Source organism: Bacillus sp. 05T21 (genome assembly GCF_056396785.1).
In genome coordinates this window covers 1-15,665 of record NZ_JBFTMD010000049.1, presented here as the reverse complement: position 1 = coordinate 15,665, position 15,665 = coordinate 1, and the positions used below count along the sequence as shown (strand labels likewise).

Annotated in this window: 14 protein-coding genes, 1 tRNA gene and 2 riboswitches; of the genes, 12 read left to right on the top strand and 3 right to left on the bottom strand. The window is 37.1% G+C overall.

Translation table 11 applies throughout. The annotated features are described in order from the left end of the window. Positions 1-68 precede the first annotated feature (68 nt). The 5 genes from AC1DKZ_RS31625 to tsaD all read left to right on the top strand — a co-directional run bounded on the left by AC1DKZ_RS31625 (position 69) and on the right by tsaD (position 2,938). A tRNA-Asp gene (locus AC1DKZ_RS31625) sits at positions 69-144 on the top strand. Positions 145-318: 174 nt separating this feature from the next. Next, on the top strand, positions 319-792 hold the full coding sequence (gene tsaE, locus AC1DKZ_RS31620; RefSeq protein WP_113938562.1) for a tRNA (adenosine(37)-N6)-threonylcarbamoyltransferase complex ATPase subunit type 1 TsaE: 474 nt from the start codon (positions 319-321) through the stop codon (positions 790-792). Then, the gene (tsaB, locus tag AC1DKZ_RS31615) at positions 773-1,465 is read left to right on the top strand and encodes a tRNA (adenosine(37)-N6)-threonylcarbamoyltransferase complex dimerization subunit type 1 TsaB (RefSeq protein WP_016094069.1); all 693 of its coding nucleotides are present in this window, start codon (positions 773-775) and stop codon (positions 1,463-1,465) included. Before tsaE ends, tsaB begins: the two co-directional genes overlap by 20 nt. 13 nt (positions 1,466-1,478) lie before the next feature. After that, positions 1,479-1,922 carry a ribosomal protein S18-alanine N-acetyltransferase gene (rimI, locus tag AC1DKZ_RS31610; protein WP_002063534.1) on the top strand — a complete coding sequence of 148 codons (444 nt, stop codon included), beginning with the start codon at positions 1,479-1,481 and terminating at the stop codon, positions 1,920-1,922. After that, on the top strand, positions 1,922-2,938 hold the full coding sequence (gene tsaD / locus AC1DKZ_RS31605) for a tRNA (adenosine(37)-N6)-threonylcarbamoyltransferase complex transferase subunit TsaD (protein ID WP_476997871.1): 1,017 nt from the start codon (positions 1,922-1,924) through the stop codon (positions 2,936-2,938). Before rimI ends, tsaD begins: the two co-directional genes overlap by 1 nt. A gap of 411 nt (positions 2,939-3,349) precedes the next feature. Here tsaD and AC1DKZ_RS31600 read toward each other — a convergent pair whose 3' ends face one another. Beyond that, the gene (locus tag AC1DKZ_RS31600; protein WP_476997870.1) at positions 3,350-5,272 is read right to left on the bottom strand and encodes an ABC-F family ATP-binding cassette domain-containing protein; all 1,923 of its coding nucleotides are present in this window, start codon (positions 5,270-5,272) and stop codon (positions 3,350-3,352) included. 187 nt (positions 5,273-5,459) lie between these two features. Here AC1DKZ_RS31600 and AC1DKZ_RS31595 point away from each other — a divergent pair, with 187 nt between their 5' ends. Beyond that, positions 5,460-6,089: a redox-sensing transcriptional repressor Rex gene (locus AC1DKZ_RS31595; protein WP_000372704.1), complete on the top strand. Its 630-nt coding sequence runs from the start codon at positions 5,460-5,462 to the stop codon at positions 6,087-6,089. A gap of 29 nt (positions 6,090-6,118) precedes the next feature. On the opposite strand, the gene AC1DKZ_RS31590 is transcribed toward AC1DKZ_RS31595, so the two are convergent. Both AC1DKZ_RS31590 and AC1DKZ_RS31585 read right to left on the bottom strand, forming a co-directional pair. Further along, positions 6,119-6,310 carry a YdiK family protein gene (locus AC1DKZ_RS31590; protein ID WP_001246201.1) on the bottom strand — a complete coding sequence of 64 codons (192 nt, stop codon included), beginning with the start codon at positions 6,308-6,310 and terminating at the stop codon, positions 6,119-6,121. After that, entirely contained in the window at positions 6,307-7,056 is a 750-nt protein-coding gene (locus AC1DKZ_RS31585; RefSeq protein ID WP_113938564.1) for a CPBP family intramembrane glutamic endopeptidase, read from the bottom strand. The genes AC1DKZ_RS31590 and AC1DKZ_RS31585 overlap by 4 nt, the downstream gene beginning before the upstream one ends. A 402-nt stretch (positions 7,057-7,458) precedes the next feature. Here AC1DKZ_RS31585 and groES point away from each other — a divergent pair, with 402 nt between their 5' ends. The 6 genes from groES to AC1DKZ_RS31555 all read left to right on the top strand — a co-directional run bounded on the left by groES (position 7,459) and on the right by AC1DKZ_RS31555 (position 15,406). Continuing rightward, positions 7,459-7,743 (top strand): co-chaperone GroES, encoded by a 285-nt coding sequence (gene groES, locus AC1DKZ_RS31580; RefSeq protein WP_002009985.1) that lies wholly within the window; start codon positions 7,459-7,461, stop codon positions 7,741-7,743. Positions 7,744-7,780: 37 nt separating this feature from the next. Further along, complete coding sequence (groL, locus tag AC1DKZ_RS31575) at positions 7,781-9,415, top strand: chaperonin GroEL (RefSeq protein ID WP_476997869.1); 1,635 nt, start codon at positions 7,781-7,783, stop codon at positions 9,413-9,415. 139 nt (positions 9,416-9,554) lie between these two features. After that, a riboswitch (purine riboswitch) is annotated at positions 9,555-9,656 on the top strand. A 165-nt stretch (positions 9,657-9,821) separates the two neighbouring features. Beyond that, complete coding sequence (gene guaA, locus AC1DKZ_RS31570; RefSeq protein ID WP_122974556.1) at positions 9,822-11,360, top strand: glutamine-hydrolyzing GMP synthase; 1,539 nt, start codon at positions 9,822-9,824, stop codon at positions 11,358-11,360. A gap of 155 nt (positions 11,361-11,515) precedes the next feature. Further along, a riboswitch (purine riboswitch) is annotated at positions 11,516-11,617 on the top strand. Positions 11,618-11,745: 128 nt separating this feature from the next. After that, positions 11,746-13,071 (top strand): NCS2 family permease, encoded by a 1,326-nt coding sequence (locus tag AC1DKZ_RS31565; RefSeq protein ID WP_002151426.1) that lies wholly within the window; start codon positions 11,746-11,748, stop codon positions 13,069-13,071. A 144-nt stretch (positions 13,072-13,215) separates the two neighbouring features. Beyond that, entirely contained in the window at positions 13,216-13,917 is a 702-nt protein-coding gene (locus tag AC1DKZ_RS31560) for a response regulator transcription factor (RefSeq protein WP_476997868.1), read from the top strand. Next, positions 13,901-15,406 (top strand): sensor histidine kinase, encoded by a 1,506-nt coding sequence (locus tag AC1DKZ_RS31555; RefSeq protein ID WP_476997867.1) that lies wholly within the window; start codon positions 13,901-13,903, stop codon positions 15,404-15,406. The genes AC1DKZ_RS31560 and AC1DKZ_RS31555 overlap by 17 nt, the downstream gene beginning before the upstream one ends. Positions 15,407-15,665 lie beyond the last annotated feature (259 nt).

Here is a 15,665-nt window from a genome sequence, read left to right as displayed (position 1 = left end):
CAGTACGGTAGCTCGTCGGGCTCATAACCCGAAGGTCGCAGGTTCAAATCCTGTCCCCGCAACCAAATGGTCCCGTGGTGTAGTGGTTAACATGCCTGCCTGTCACGCAGGAGATCGCCGGTTCGACCCCGGTCGGGACCGCCATTTTATATAAAGAAAAGAACGAAACAAGTTGTTTCGTATTTTTTTATTTGTTTTAACAAAAAACTAATAAAGACAGTCAAACTATCCTTAGGAAAACTCCTAAGGACTTTTTTATATATTTAAAACCTGTATAATAAAGAGCAGAGAACATTGTGAGTAAAGTAGGTGAAGTCTGTGAGTAAATATGAAATGACAACAAAATCTTCCGAAGAAACCCAGCGATTATCAGAAAAATTAGGGAGACTTGTAAAGGAAAAAGATGTAATTATTTTAGAAGGTGATCTTGGAGCTGGCAAGACGACTTTTACAAAAGGACTAGCAAAAGGTCTTGGAGTGAAAAGAGTCGTAAATAGTCCTACCTTCAATATTATTAAAGAATATAAAGGAAGATTACCGCTATATCATATGGATGTGTATCGGTTAGCGGAAAGTGAAGAAGATTTAGGATTTGATGAGTATTTCTATGGTGAAGGGATTACAGTAGTAGAATGGGCTCATTTAATAGAAGCATATTTACCGAATGAGAAGTTGCAAATTAGTTTATTCCATGCTGGAGATGATACAAGAAAAATTGTACTCGAGCCAATTGGAGATCGCTATATTAGATTATGTGAGGAGCTATTACAAGATGAAAGTACTAGCAATTGATACTTCAAATTACGTAATGGGTGTATCCCTTATTGAGGAAGGGAACGTGATTGGGGAAATCATTACAAATTTAACAAAAAACCATTCTGTACGTCTTATGCCAGCTGTAGAGAAACTGTTAAAAGAATGCGGTGTAAAACCGAAAGAATTGACTAAAATTGTTGTAGCAGCTGGACCGGGATCATATACAGGTGTTCGTATAGGTGTGACAGCGGCAAAAACATTAGCTTGGTCACTTCAAATACCAATTGTAGGTGTATCAAGTTTGGAAGTGGTGGCTGCAAATGGTACTAATTTTAATGGACTAATTTGTCCTTTATTTGATGGCCGACGTGGTCAAATTTACACGGGGTTATATACATATGAAGGAGAGTGTATAACTTCAATAGAAGAAGACCGAATTATTCTTATTGTTGACTGGTTGCAAATGTTAAAAGATAAAGAACAGCCTGTTTTATTTATTGGTAACGATGTTAAATTGCATAAAGAAACAATTGTAGAATATTTAGGTGATCAAGCTGTATTTGCTCCGTTCACTAAGAATAACCCAAGACCAAGTGAATTAGCATGTTTAGGATTACAAAAAGAAGAACAAGACGTGCATACGTTTGTTCCTAGCTATCTTCGTTTAGCTGAAGCTGAAACAAAATGGTTAGAAAGTCAAAAACAATAGGGGCCTACAGAAGATGGATATGATATTTAGAAAGATGGCACTCGATGATATTGCTCAAATTGTAGCTATTGAAGAAGCATCTTTTTCAACCCCTTGGACTGCAGATGCCTTTCACCGTGAATTAGAGGTGAATGAACATGCACATTATGTCGTGCTAGAAAAAGATGGTCTCGTAATTGGATATTGTGGATTGTGGATAATTATTGATGAATCACATGTAACAAATATAGCTATCCTGCCGGAATACAGAGGTCAAAAGCTAGGGGATGCCTTATTGAAAGAAGTCATTTCCGAAGCGAAAGGGTTAGGAGTAAAAACAATGACACTTGAAGTACGCATGTCAAATGAAGTAGCAAAGCAGTTATACAGAAAATACGGATTTCAAAATGGTGGGATTCGTAAACGATACTATGCAGACAATCAGGAAGATGGTCTTGTAATGTGGGTGAATATATAATGGAAAAAAGTATAATTATACTTGGTATTGAAACAAGCTGTGATGAAACAGCTGTAGCAGTTGTTAAAAATGGAACGGAAATCATTGCGAATGTCGTTGCATCGCAAATTGAAAGTCATAAGCGTTTTGGCGGAGTAGTACCAGAGATTGCATCCCGTCATCATGTAGAAGAAATCACAGTTGTGTTAGAAGAAGCTTTAAAAGAAGYGAATATCACTTTTGAGGATATTGATGCAATTGCTGTAACAGAAGGCCCAGGTTTAGTCGGAGCACTTTTAATAGGTGTAAATGCAGCGAAAGCTGTGGCTTTTGCTCATGATATCCCTCTAGTTGGTGTTCATCATATTGCTGGTCATATTTATGCGAATCGTTTAGTAAAAGAAGTACAATTCCCGTTACTATCGCTTGTTGTATCCGGTGGACATACGGAGCTTGTTTATATGAAAGAACATGGTTCATTTGAAGTGATTGGTGAAACGCGAGATGATGCGGCAGGAGAAGCTTACGATAAAGTAGCTCGTACATTATCAATGCCTTATCCAGGTGGTCCTCATATTGATCGCCTTGCACATGAAGGAAAACCAACAATTGATTTGCCTCGTGCGTGGCTAGAACCTGATTCGTATGATTTCAGCTTTAGTGGATTGAAATCAGCAGTTATCAACACTGTGCATAACGCAAAACAGCGCGGTATAGAAATTGCACCAGAAGATTTAGCAGCAAGTTTCCAAGAAAGTGTAATAGATGTACTTGTAACGAAAGCGTCTCGTGCAGCAGATGCTTATAATGTAAAACAAGTGCTTCTTGCTGGTGGAGTAGCTGCTAATAAAGGGCTTCGTGCACGTTTAGCAGCAGAATTTGCACAAAAAGAAAATATAGAGCTAATTATTCCTCCTCTATCTTTATGCACAGATAATGCAGCGATGATTGCGGCTGCAGGTACAATTGCATACGAACAAGGAAAACGCGCTACATTAGCTTTAAATGCAAATCCAGGATTAGATATTGAAGCATAGTTATACACAAAATTAACCACAGCCTGTGGATAAAACCCGTATTATCTGTTGATAATATGGGTTTTTTTGTGTACATAAAATGTGTATAACTTTTTATTCAGTTGTGGATAATGTGGAAAAGTTATTTGGAAGTTTATATTATAAAGGTGGATATGTGCATAACCTTGTGGATAACATAGAGGAAGTCTGACCTTTGAATAAATTCTTTTTTGGGAAATAAAAAACAAGGAGATGCCAAAAAAAATTTGAAACATCCTCCACTTATTATATAAGGTGCTACTATTGTCAATCCTTGTCGAATTGGTTATATAATTTTATTTACTATGGTATTGATTCCAAAAAAGAAGATAAAAAGGAGGTCATCTCGTCAAAAAGCCCGACTTATGAGACAGCCTCCTCTTTTAAATTCTCTTATATATGCAGTTCTTCCCATTCTGCCATACAAGCTTCAAGCTGTTCTTGCAGTGTTTGCTTTTTAGTTGTAATTTCACTAGCCTTTTCATAATCTGCATATATTTCTGGTAAGCAAAGCTGATCTTCTAACGTAGCAATTTCTTCTTCTAAGCCTACGATATTTTGTTCCAGTTCTTCAATCTTTCGAGTACGTTGACGCTCTAGCTGTTTACGTTCTTTTTCTTCGAGATAATTTAATTTTTCTTGTGCCACCACTTTTTGAACAGGTACTTCATCTTCTTGCTCTAGTTCCGCACGTTCAATCATTTCGTTTTTCTTTTCAACGTAATAATCGTAATCACCTAAATATTCTTGTGCACCTTCTGTTKATAACTCAACAACGGTTGTCGTTACGCGATTAATAAAGTAGCGGTCATGAGAGACGAATAGAAGAGTACCTGGGTAATCAATTAAAGCATTCTCCAAAATCTCTTTACTATTTAAATCAAGATGGTTTGTTGGCTCATCGAGAATTAATAAATTGGATTTTTGCATCATAAGTTTTGCAAGAGCTAGTCGAGCCTTTTGTCCACCACTAAGAGAAGATACGGGTTTGAGTACATCATCCCCTGTGAATAAAAAGTTGCCTAGTATAGTGCGAATTTCTTTTTCAGGTTGCAGGGGATATTCATCCCATAATTCATTTAAAACTCGCTTCGAAGATGTTAAGTTGGCTTGTTCTTGATCATAATAACCAACAGATACATTTGATCCGAAAGCAACGTTTCCATGTAATAGCTGTAACTTATTCACAATGGATTTTAATAATGTAGATTTTCCAATTCCGTTCGGCCCAACTAAGGCAACACTGTCACCGCGAGTTAAGCGCATATTTACATGTTCAATAATCGGTTCCTGATAATAGCCAATAGTTGCATCTTTCACTTGTAAAACATCATTTCCACTTTGTTTTTCAATATCGAAGTGGAAGGAAGCTGATTTAGAATCGCCTAATGGTCTAGTTAATACTTCCATTCTGTCTAATTGTTTACGGCGACTTTGAGCGCGTTTTGTCGTAGATGCACGAGCTATATTTTTTTGTACAAAGTCTTCCAGTTTAGAAATTTCATCTTGTTGTTTTTCATAACGCTTCATCTCTTGCTCGTATAGAGCTGATTTTGAATCTAAATATTTACTGTAGTTACCAACAAATCGTCGGCTTTCCTTATTAGAAATTTCGTATACTTGTGTAACGAGTTTATCTAAGAAATAACGGTCATGGGAAACGATTAAAATCGCGCCAGGATAGCCTTGTAAATATTGTTCAAGCCTTGTTAGTGTCTCAATGTCCAAATGGTTTGTAGGTTCGTCTAAAATAAGTAAGTCTGGTCTAGTTAATAATAATTTCCCAAGAGCTAATCGAGTCTTTTGTCCACCACTTAATGTGGAAATTTTCGTCTGATGCGTTTCAACTGGGAAGCCAAGACCGCTTAAAATTGAGCGTATATCCGCTTCGTACTGATAGCCGCCTTGATCCTTATAATCTAATTGTAATTGGTCATAATCAGCTAATAATTTCTCATATATAGCCGCATTTGAAAAGTTTTCTTCTTTTCCCATCTCTTGCTCTAGCCTTCGAAGTTTTGTCTCCATCTGCTGCAAGTGTGTAAAGACGGTTAACATTTCATCCCAAATTGTTAAAGACGTTTCTAATCCGGTATTTTGAGCTAAATACCCCATTGAGACATCTTTCGGTTTTATAATTTCACCACCATCATGAGATAACTCGCCAGCTATTATTTTTAATAATGTAGATTTTCCGGCTCCATTTCGTCCGACTAATGCGATACGATCTTTTGTTTGTACTTCCAATTTTATGTTTGCAAGAATCGTTTCTGCACCGTATAATTTCGAAAGCCCATTCACTTGTAATAATATCAATGTTTTCACCTCAAATAATTTCTTAACTTTGCCATGTTTATATTTCTCAATCATACTAAAAATAGTGTATAGTTTAAAATAAAGAGAGAATACTTCTTCTCTTTATTATACAAGGAAATTCATGAGTACTAAACTTCTGTATTTGATTCGAGTATAAGAATAAAGATAGGAAGAGAGGAGAGGTTATATGGATCAGCAAAAAATTCCACAGGCCACTGCCAAACGATTGCCTCTATACTATCGATTTATCCAAAACTTATCTCTTTCTGGTAAGCAACGTGTTTCATCAGCCGAATTGAGTGAAGCGGTAAAGGTTGATTCCGCAACTATTCGAAGAGATTTTTCATATTTTGGAGCGTTAGGGAAAAAAGGATATGGATATAACGTAAATTATTTATTATCATTTTTCCGTGAAACACTCGACCAAGATGATATAACACGCGTGGCACTTATTGGAGTAGGTAATTTAGGGACCGCTTTCTTACATTATAATTTCACGAAAAACAATAATACAAAAATTGAAATGGCGTTTGATGTTAGTGAAGAGAAAGTTGGAACAGAAATCGGAGGCATTCCTGTATATCATTTGGATGAACTAGAAGAACGTTTATCAACTGATATACAAGTGGCAATATTAACAGTACCCGCTACAGTAGCGCAATCTGTGGCAGATAGATTGGCAGAAACGAACGTGCATGGTATTTTAAATTTCACACCAGCACGCTTAAATGTGTCAGAGAATATAAGAATTCATCACATTGATTTAGCTGTAGAGTTACAAACGCTTGTTTACTTTTTGAAGAATTATCCACAATAAAACGCAGAGGAGATGACCTCTGCGTTTTATTATTGTTTTTTCTTTGTGAATTTAACTAAGATAAGGCGAAGTGCCAAATTAAAATCAATTGTTGCCATAACTGCAAATAGTATTGTCCACATATTCCAGATTGTATCTGTTACGTTCGTAATGGCGAAGCGTGTAAAGATACATCCAAGAAGAAAGTACAATGCAGCCATGAACAATGGTGAGTTTCTCATACTAAAAATCCTCCGATAAAGCCTTGCATTTTTTCAGCTTCTTTAATCATTTCTTGAATTTGCTCATTACTCATAAAAATTTGTCCAATAGCGACTAATGTATTCATTGCCACATGGGCTGCAATAGGAACTATAATTCGTTTCGTTTTTACGTATAAAAAGGCGAATACGAGCCCCATAGAAGTGTATACCAATAAGTGAGTAAAATCAAAATGAATCGCCGCGAATACTAGTGAACTAATGATAGCAGCAACAAAGAAATTAAATCTCTTATAAAGTGTGCCAAATAAAATTTTTCTAAATACGATTTCCTCTAAGATAGGTCCGATTATAGATACAACAATGAGGAACCAAGGTGTCGTTCTTGCAATTTCCATCAGCTTCATTGTATTTTCCGAACCTTGTTTAATTCCTAGTAGACGCATTTCGATCATACCGGCAATTATTTGGGAAGAGAAAGCTAAGAGAATACCGATTATAATCCAACCAACTGTAGCTGGGATCGTAACACGCATTTTATCTAAATGCCTGTCACGAATATCTATTCTAAGTAACCAAAGCACGATGCATAATGCAACAAAGAAGCTAATGATTGCCCAATGTCCCGTTATGATTTGACCTTTTTCCTCCATGGTAAATCCTCTATTATCATAGAGTCCTGTTTTTAGGAGTAGTGGTAAGCCAACAATTCCAGATAACTGCATTAAAATGTATGTAACGATAATCCACCAATATTGTTTCTTCAAATGGTTTAACCATCCTTTCTAACTCTAGTGTATGAGATAAGGTAGGATAACATGTAAATATGCTACCTACGATATAAACTTTCATTTGAATTATATTTTTTTTGTAAATAAGTATTTGAAAATAAAATAGGAGACAGGAAAAAGTTGTACGTTTAGCGAAAACAACTTAGGGTGTCTTTCATATTGTAACATACAAGAAGTGGGAACAACGATTCATATGGTAAAGGCAGTAGAAGAAGTAATGCTATATAGGAAAGTGCATAAAGTAATTTGCGAAAAAATTATGATTTTTTTACTTGCAAAAGAAATTGAGATTATTTATTATTAGAAGTGTGTTAGCACTCGTGTGACTTGAGTGCTAATAAATAAAATTTACATAACAAAATGAGGAGGTTGTTGTTCATGCTAAAGCCATTAGGTGATCGCGTTGTAATTGAACTTGTTCAAGCAGAAGAAAAAACAGCAAGTGGTATTGTATTACCAGAAACTGCAAAAGAAAAACCACAAGAGGGTAAAGTTATTGCAGTAGGTACAGGCCGAGTGCTTGAAAATGGTGAGCGTGTTGCTTTAGAGGTAGCAGCAGGTGATCTTATCATCTTCTCAAAATATGCAGGTACTGAAGTGAAATACGAAGGTACAGACTACTTGATTTTACGTGAAAGTGACATTTTAGCAATTATCGGTTAATTATATACATTTTAAAAATCCAAGGGGGTCAATTATTATGGCAAAAGATATTAAATTTAGTGAAGAAGCACGTCGTTCGATGCTTCGCGGTGTCGACACTCTTGCAAACGCAGTAAAAGTAACGCTTGGACCAAAAGGTCGTAACGTTGTACTTGAGAAAAAATTCGGTTCACCACTTATTACAAATGACGGTGTAACAATCGCAAAAGAAATCGAATTAGAAGATGCATTCGAAAACATGGGTGCGAAATTAGTAGCAGAAGTTGCTAGCAAAACAAACGATGTAGCTGGTGACGGAACGACAACTGCAACTGTATTAGCGCAAGCTATGATTCGTGAAGGTCTTAAAAACGTAACAGCTGGTGCAAACCCAATGGGTCTTCGTAAAGGTATCGAAAAAGCTGTTACTGCTGCAATTGAAGAATTAAAAGCGATTTCTAAACCAATCGAAGGTAAATCTTCTATCGCACAAGTAGCTGCTATTTCTTCGGCTGACGAAGAAGTAGGTCAATTAATCGCTGAAGCAATGGAGCGCGTTGGTAACGACGGCGTTATTACTTTAGAAGAATCTAAAGGATTCACAACAGAATTAGACGTAGTAGAAGGTATGCAATTTGATCGTGGATATGCATCTCCTTACATGATTACTGATTCTGACAAAATGGAAGCAGTTCTTGATAACCCATACATTTTAATTACTGACAAAAAGATTTCTAACATCCAAGAAATCTTACCAGTATTAGAGCAAGTGGTACAACAAGGTAAACCACTTCTTATCATTGCTGAAGATGTAGAAGGCGAAGCGTTAGCTACATTAGTAGTGAACAAACTTCGTGGTACATTCAATGTAGTTGCTGTTAAAGCTCCTGGATTTGGTGACCGTCGTAAAGCAATGCTAGAAGATATCGCAATCTTAACTGGTGGCGAAGTAATCACTGAAGAATTAGGACGTGACTTAAAATCTGCTACAGTTGAATATTTAGGACGTGCTGGTAAAATTGTTGTAACGAAAGAAAACACAACTGTAGTTGAAGGTATTGGAAATTCACAACAAATCGAAGCTCGCATCGGTCAAATCCGCGCGCAATTAGAAGAAACTACTTCTGAATTCGATCGTGAAAAATTACAAGAGCGTCTTGCTAAACTTGCGGGCGGTGTAGCAGTAATTAAAGTAGGGGCAGCAACTGAAACTGAGTTAAAAGAGCGCAAACTTCGCATTGAAGATGCACTTAACTCAACTCGTGCAGCAGTAGAAGAAGGTATTGTTGCAGGTGGTGGTACTTCACTTATGAACGTATACACAAAAGTAGCTTCTATCGTAGCTGAAGGCGACGAAGCAACAGGTATCAATATCGTACTTCGTGCACTAGAAGAGCCAGTTCGTCAAATCGCAATCAACGCTGGTCTAGAAGGATCTGTAGTTGTAGAGCGTCTAAAAGGCGAAAAAGTAGGCGTTGGTTTCAACGCAGCTACTGGCGAATGGGTTAACATGCTTGAGTCTGGTATCGTAGATCCAGCTAAAGTAACTCGTTCTGCACTTCAAAACGCAGCATCTGTTGCAGCTATGTTCTTAACAACTGAAGCTGTAGTTGCTGACAAGCCAGAACCAAATGCACCAGCAATGCCTGACATGGGCGGCATGGGCATGGGTGGTATGGGCGGAATGATGTAATTCCGTTCACCCGAAAAACATCCACTTCTATATAGAAGTGGATGTTTTTTTATGTTTTTGAGCGCAGGAAAATAATTTCTGTAGAATTTTGTCGCTTTCTCTCTTGACCATACTGATACTTCATTGTTAGAATCTAGGAAGATAATATAAAACGATCCTTCATATATCCTCAATGATATGGTTTGAGAGTCTCTACCGGGTTACCGTAAACAACCTGACTATGAAGGCAGTGTGTCTTATATTTATAAAGAGCGGAAGACTATCTTTCTTTATAAAGCCAGACCCCTGCCTTTTCTTTGTCATGAGACTAGAGGCGGAGGACTGGCTTTTTTTATTATATTGGTAATGCTTTTTGCTAAATTGGTGAAAATATTTATATACGAGAACTAACGTTGGGGTGATTATTTTGAAGAAGCAGCATGATACAATTATCGTTTTAGATTTTGGAAGTCAGTACAATCAGTTAATAGCACGTCGAATTCGTGAGTTCGGTGTATACAGTGAACTTCATCCGCATACAATTACTGCAGAAGAAATTAAAGCAATGAATCCAAAAGGGATTATTTTCTCTGGTGGACCGAATAGTGTATACGGTGAAGGTGCATTACATTGTGATGAAAAAATCTTTGAGCTAGGATTACCGATTTTTGGTATCTGTTACGGTATGCAGCTTATGACGCAACACTTTGGTGGTAAAGTAGAACGTGCCAACCACCGTGAGTACGGAAAAGCTGTTCTTAAAGTAGAGAACGAATCAAAATTATATGCGAACCTTCCAGAAGAGCAAGTTGTATGGATGAGCCATGGTGACTTAGTAACTGGTTTACCTGAAGGATTCGTAGTAGATGCAACAAGTGAGTCTTGTCCAATTGCTGGTATGAGTAATGAAGCGGAAAACTTATACGGTGTACAATTCCACCCAGAAGTACGTCACTCTGAGCACGGTAACGATTTAATTAAAAACTTCGTATTCGGCGTATGTGGTTGTTCTGAAGGATGGAACATGGAGAACTTTATCGAAGTAGAATTAGAGAAGATCCGTGAAACTGTTGGAGACAAAAAAGTATTATGCGCACTTAGTGGCGGTGTAGACTCTTCTGTTGTAGCAGTATTAATTCATAAAGCGATTGGTGACCAATTAACATGTATTTTCGTGGACCACGGTTTACTTCGTAAAGATGAAGCAGAAGGTGTTATGAAAACATTTAGCGAAGGCTTCCATATGAACGTTATTAAAGTGGATGCACAAGAGCGCTTCATGAACAAGTTAAAAGGTGTAGAAGATCCAGAGCAAAAACGTAAAATCATCGGTAATGAATTCATTTACGTATTTGATGATGAAGCTTCTAAATTACAAGGAATGGACTTCCTAGCGCAAGGTACACTTTATACAGACATCGTTGAAAGTGGTACAGCAACTGCACAAACAATTAAATCTCACCATAACGTTGGTGGACTTCCAGAAGACATGCAGTTCAAATTAATTGAGCCTTTAAACACTTTATTTAAAGACGAAGTACGTGTATTAGGATCAGAACTAGGAATTCCTGATGAAATCGTATGGCGTCAACCGTTCCCAGGTCCAGGACTTGGTATTCGTGTATTAGGTGAAATTACAGAAGAGAAATTAGAAATCGTTCGTGAATCTGATGCAATTTTACGTGAAGAAATTATAAAAGCAGGATTAGACCGCGAAGTTTGGCAATACTTCACTGCGCTTCCTGGTATGCGTAGTGTAGGTGTTATGGGTGACGAGCGTACTTACGATTACACAGTAGGTATCCGTGCAGTAACATCTATCGACGGTATGACAGCTGATTGGGCACGTATCCCTTGGGACGTATTAGAGAAAATCTCTGTACGTATCGTAAACGAAGTAAAACACGTTAACCGTATCGTGTATGATATAACGAGTAAGCCACCAGCAACTATTGAGTGGGAATAGTATTGTAATAAAAAAGATCCATCTATCGTTCATGTATAGATGGATCTTTTTGTTTTCACCCTTAATACGAACGAAAATATAAAAGTTTATAAAAATGTTCGTTTTTAAATTGACAAAACCACCTCCTCGAGTTAATATGAGTATGTAATTCAAACGAAAAGTGAATATTATGCCGTCGTATAATATCGGGGATATGGCCCGAAAGTTTCTACCTAGCTACCGTAAATGGCTTGACTACGAGGCGTTTCTATAAAGATGAGGGGAAACTTGTCTTTATTCATAGAACGCTTCCATGTATATGCAATGGAAGCCTTTTTTATTTTTATAGATAAAAGAGGGTTAGGGTGAAATACGGCGAGTAATCATATAACGGGGGAAACGTAAGATGAAACGCTATTTTCAGTTTGATGAACTCGGCACAAATTATAAAACAGAGTTCATAGCAGGTTTAACGACATTTCTATCTATGGCTTACGTACTATTTGTCAATCCTGCTACGCTGTCGCTTGGAAATGTTAAAGGATTACCGGCGGGTACAGGAATGGATCCAGGTGCAGTATTCGTTGCTACAGCATTAGCAGCGGCGATTGGTTCGTTAATTATGGGGATATTTGCGAAGTATCCGATTGCTTTAGCGCCAGGTATGGGAATAAACGCGTTCTTTGCTTATACAGCGGTGTTAACGATGGGAATTCCGTGGCAAACGGCAATTGCTGGAACATTAATGTCAGGTATTATCTTTATTATTCTTACTGCTTCAGGTATTCGTGAAAAAATCATTAATGCAATTCCAGTAGAGTTAAAGTTTGCAGTAGCGGCGGGTATTGGATTATTCATTGCCTTCCTTGGATTCCAAAACGCTGGAATTATCGTAAAGAATGATGCTGTTCTTGTTGGGTTGGGGGACTTAACAAAGGGCACAACGTTACTAGCAATCTTCGGAGTTGTTACTACAATCATTTTCATGATTAAAAAAATAAATGGTGCAGTTTTCTACGGTATGATCCTTACGGCGATCTTAGGAGTAGCGACTGGATTAATTGATACACCAAAAGCTGTAGTGGGAGCAATACCGAGTCTAGAACCAACGTTCGGTGTGGCGTTAACTCACTTTGGAGACATTTTCACTGTTGAAATGGGTATTGTTATTATAACGTTCTTCTTTATCGATTTCTTTGATACAGCAGGTACGCTTGTAGCGGTTGCGAATCAAGCGGGATTAATGAAGAACAATAAATTACCACGTGCAGGTAAAGCGTTATTTGCAGATGCGATTGCAACTGTAATTGGTGCGATTTTAGGTACATCAACAACAACGTCTTATATTGAATCTTCTGCGGGGGTAGCAGCAGGAGGACGTTCTGGATTTACAGCGGTTGTAACAGCAGGGTTCTTCTTACTGGCACTATTCTTCTCGCCGCTATTAAGTGTTGTGACACCAGCTGTAACAGCGCCAGCATTAATTATTGTAGGAATCTTGATGGTTTCATCTTTAGGAGAAATTGATTGGAAGAAATTCGAGATTGCAGTGCCAGCGTTCTTTACTATCATTTCAATGCCACTTACGTATAGTATCGCAACAGGAATTGCAATCGGGTTTATCTTCTATCCAATTACAATGGTTGTGAGTGGTCGTCGTAAAGAGATTCATCCAATTATGTATGTTATGGGAGTTTTATTCGTACTATATTTCATCTACGTTCGTAAATAAAAGGGGTTTTTTGAAAGGTCTAGACTTGAGGGGAGTCTAGACCTTTTTGCGTCTTCAGAAAATCTTAAGGATTTCCGAGCGTTTTTCTTCAGAAGTTTTCTTATAATAGAAGTTAGGGATTAAAAAAGTGATGGGGGAGATAGTATGGCCGGGGAAACAATACTTGTCGTAGATGATGAAAAAGAAATTAGAAACCTTATTACAATTTATTTAAAGAACGAAGGATATAAAGTACTGCAAGCAGGGGACGGAGAAGAAGGGTTACGTATATTAGAAGAAAATGAAGTGCACTTAGTCGTATTAGATATTATGATGCCGAAAGTAGATGGTATTCATATGTGTATGAAAGTAAGGGAAGCGAAGGAAATGCCAATTATTATGCTTTCGGCAAAAACGCAAGATATGGATAAAATTTTAGGATTAACAACAGGTGCAGATGATTATGTAACGAAACCATTTAATCCGTTAGAGTTAATCGCAAGAATTAAATCTCAGTTACGTCGTTATATGAAGATGAATGGTTTTGCTATTCAAAATGAGGATGAGTTAGAAATTGGAGAGATGAAAATAAACATCTCCACTCATACAGTCATTGTGGATGGAGAAGAAGTGAAACTGACCCCGAGGGAATTTTCAATTTTAGAATTACTAGTTCGTAATCCGGGGATGGTCTTTAGTTCGGAACAAATTTATGAAAAGGTTTGGAACGAAAGATCTTTCCAGTCGGATAACACGGTAATGGTTCATATTCGGAAAGTGCGTGAAAAGATTGAGGAGAATCCAAGGAAGCCAATATATATAAAAACAGTATGGGGAGTGGGGTATAAGATTGAAAAAGATATTTAATCCATTTACTTATGTTAGGAAAATTCGAGAATTAATTGGAAAGATAGTGAAGAGTGTGAAACGGAGTATACGAATTCAACTTATTACTGCGTTTACTGCTTGTGCGTTATTAGGGCTTTTTTTAGCAAAGGGAGCAGCACCTTTTTTTGAGAATGCGAATCGGCAGGCGACAATCGATTATCGGGATGGTATGAGACAAATTCACCAACAAGCTCAAAGCGTGGCGAACAGTTCAGTTCATGAAAATAAATTAGAAGCTATATCCAATATGATCGAAATGGAGAACCGAAATTTAGAACGAGGATCTAGAGCTTTAAAAGTACTGGTTACTGATGAGAGTGGCAAAGTTGTATATAAGACCAAGCAGGCACAAGAAGAACAAATTGATTTGCACAATACAATTCGTAATGCAGCATCATTTGCAATCAATTATTCAAACGGGCAAGATGCATTTGAAAATACAAGAAAAGAATTTATAGCTTTTGCACCTATTACAATAGAAGATAAGAATTTATACATGTTTGTTAGTGGGATTCCGGGAGGTGAAGTGAGATATGATACGCAAGAAGGGCCGTTTCCATTTTTCATAGGTGTACTCGTATTCATTTTCTCTTTCTTCTATATAACAAAGAGAAAGATGAAGCAAATTGAAGCGATGGCACAAGGTGTAAAGGAAATAGAAAAAGGCAACTTAGCGTATCGTATTGAGAAGAAAGGTGAGGACGAGATTGCGTCTTTAACTGAGAATATTAATAATATGGCGGAAGAGCTTATGAATAATATAGAAAAGGAACGTAAATTAGAGAAGCAAAAGAACGAGCTTATTACGAATGTATCTCACGATTTGCGTACACCATTGACTTCTATTATGGGTTACTTGCGATTACTTCGAGATTCTAAATATGAAAGTAAAGAACAACATGATGAGTATACGAGAATTGCTTTTGCGAAGTCGGAGCAGTTAAAGAATTTAATAGAAGATTTATTTGAGTATACGAAGTTAACAAATGAGCAAGTTATATTGGAAAAACAAGAGGTTTGTATAAATGAGTTATTGGAGCAATTAATAGAAGAGTTAGTACCGCAAGCAGAAGAGCATGGCCTTATGTTTGTTAAGAAGTTTCCTGAGGAACGTGCATATGCGATGATTGATTCGGAAAAGATGGTCCGTGTATTCGACAACTTACTAATGAATGCAATTAAGTATAGTAAAGATGACGGAGAGATAAAAGTTTCTCTTCAAAGGCAGCGCAGGAATATACAAATTGTTATTGCGAATCATAGTGAAGAGTTTACGAGAGAAGAGTTAGGGAACTTGTTTGAACGGTTTTATAAGAAAGATCAATCTAGAAGTAGAGTAACAGAAGGTTCGGGGCTCGGATTAGCTATTGCGAAAAGTATTGTTGAGTTGCAAGGTGGTAGTATTCGAGCTGAGTATGAGGACGGGATCGTTCAGTTCATCGTTTCATTACCAATTATAGAAAAATAATAAATGAATAGAATGTTATAGGATAAAAAGGCTTATTTTAAAAGGAATAAGCCTTTTTATATTTTTTTAGAAAAACATATTGACGATTAGAGTTTAGAGGTGTAATATAAAACAAGTCGCCGATAGCAACAACGCAGAAAGCGACAAAAGAAATAAAAAAACTTGGTTGACATTGAAATATGAAAATGTTAACATAAGGGAGTCGCAAATGAGCGGCAAACAAGTTCTTTGAAAACTGAACGAAACAAACAACGTGAAC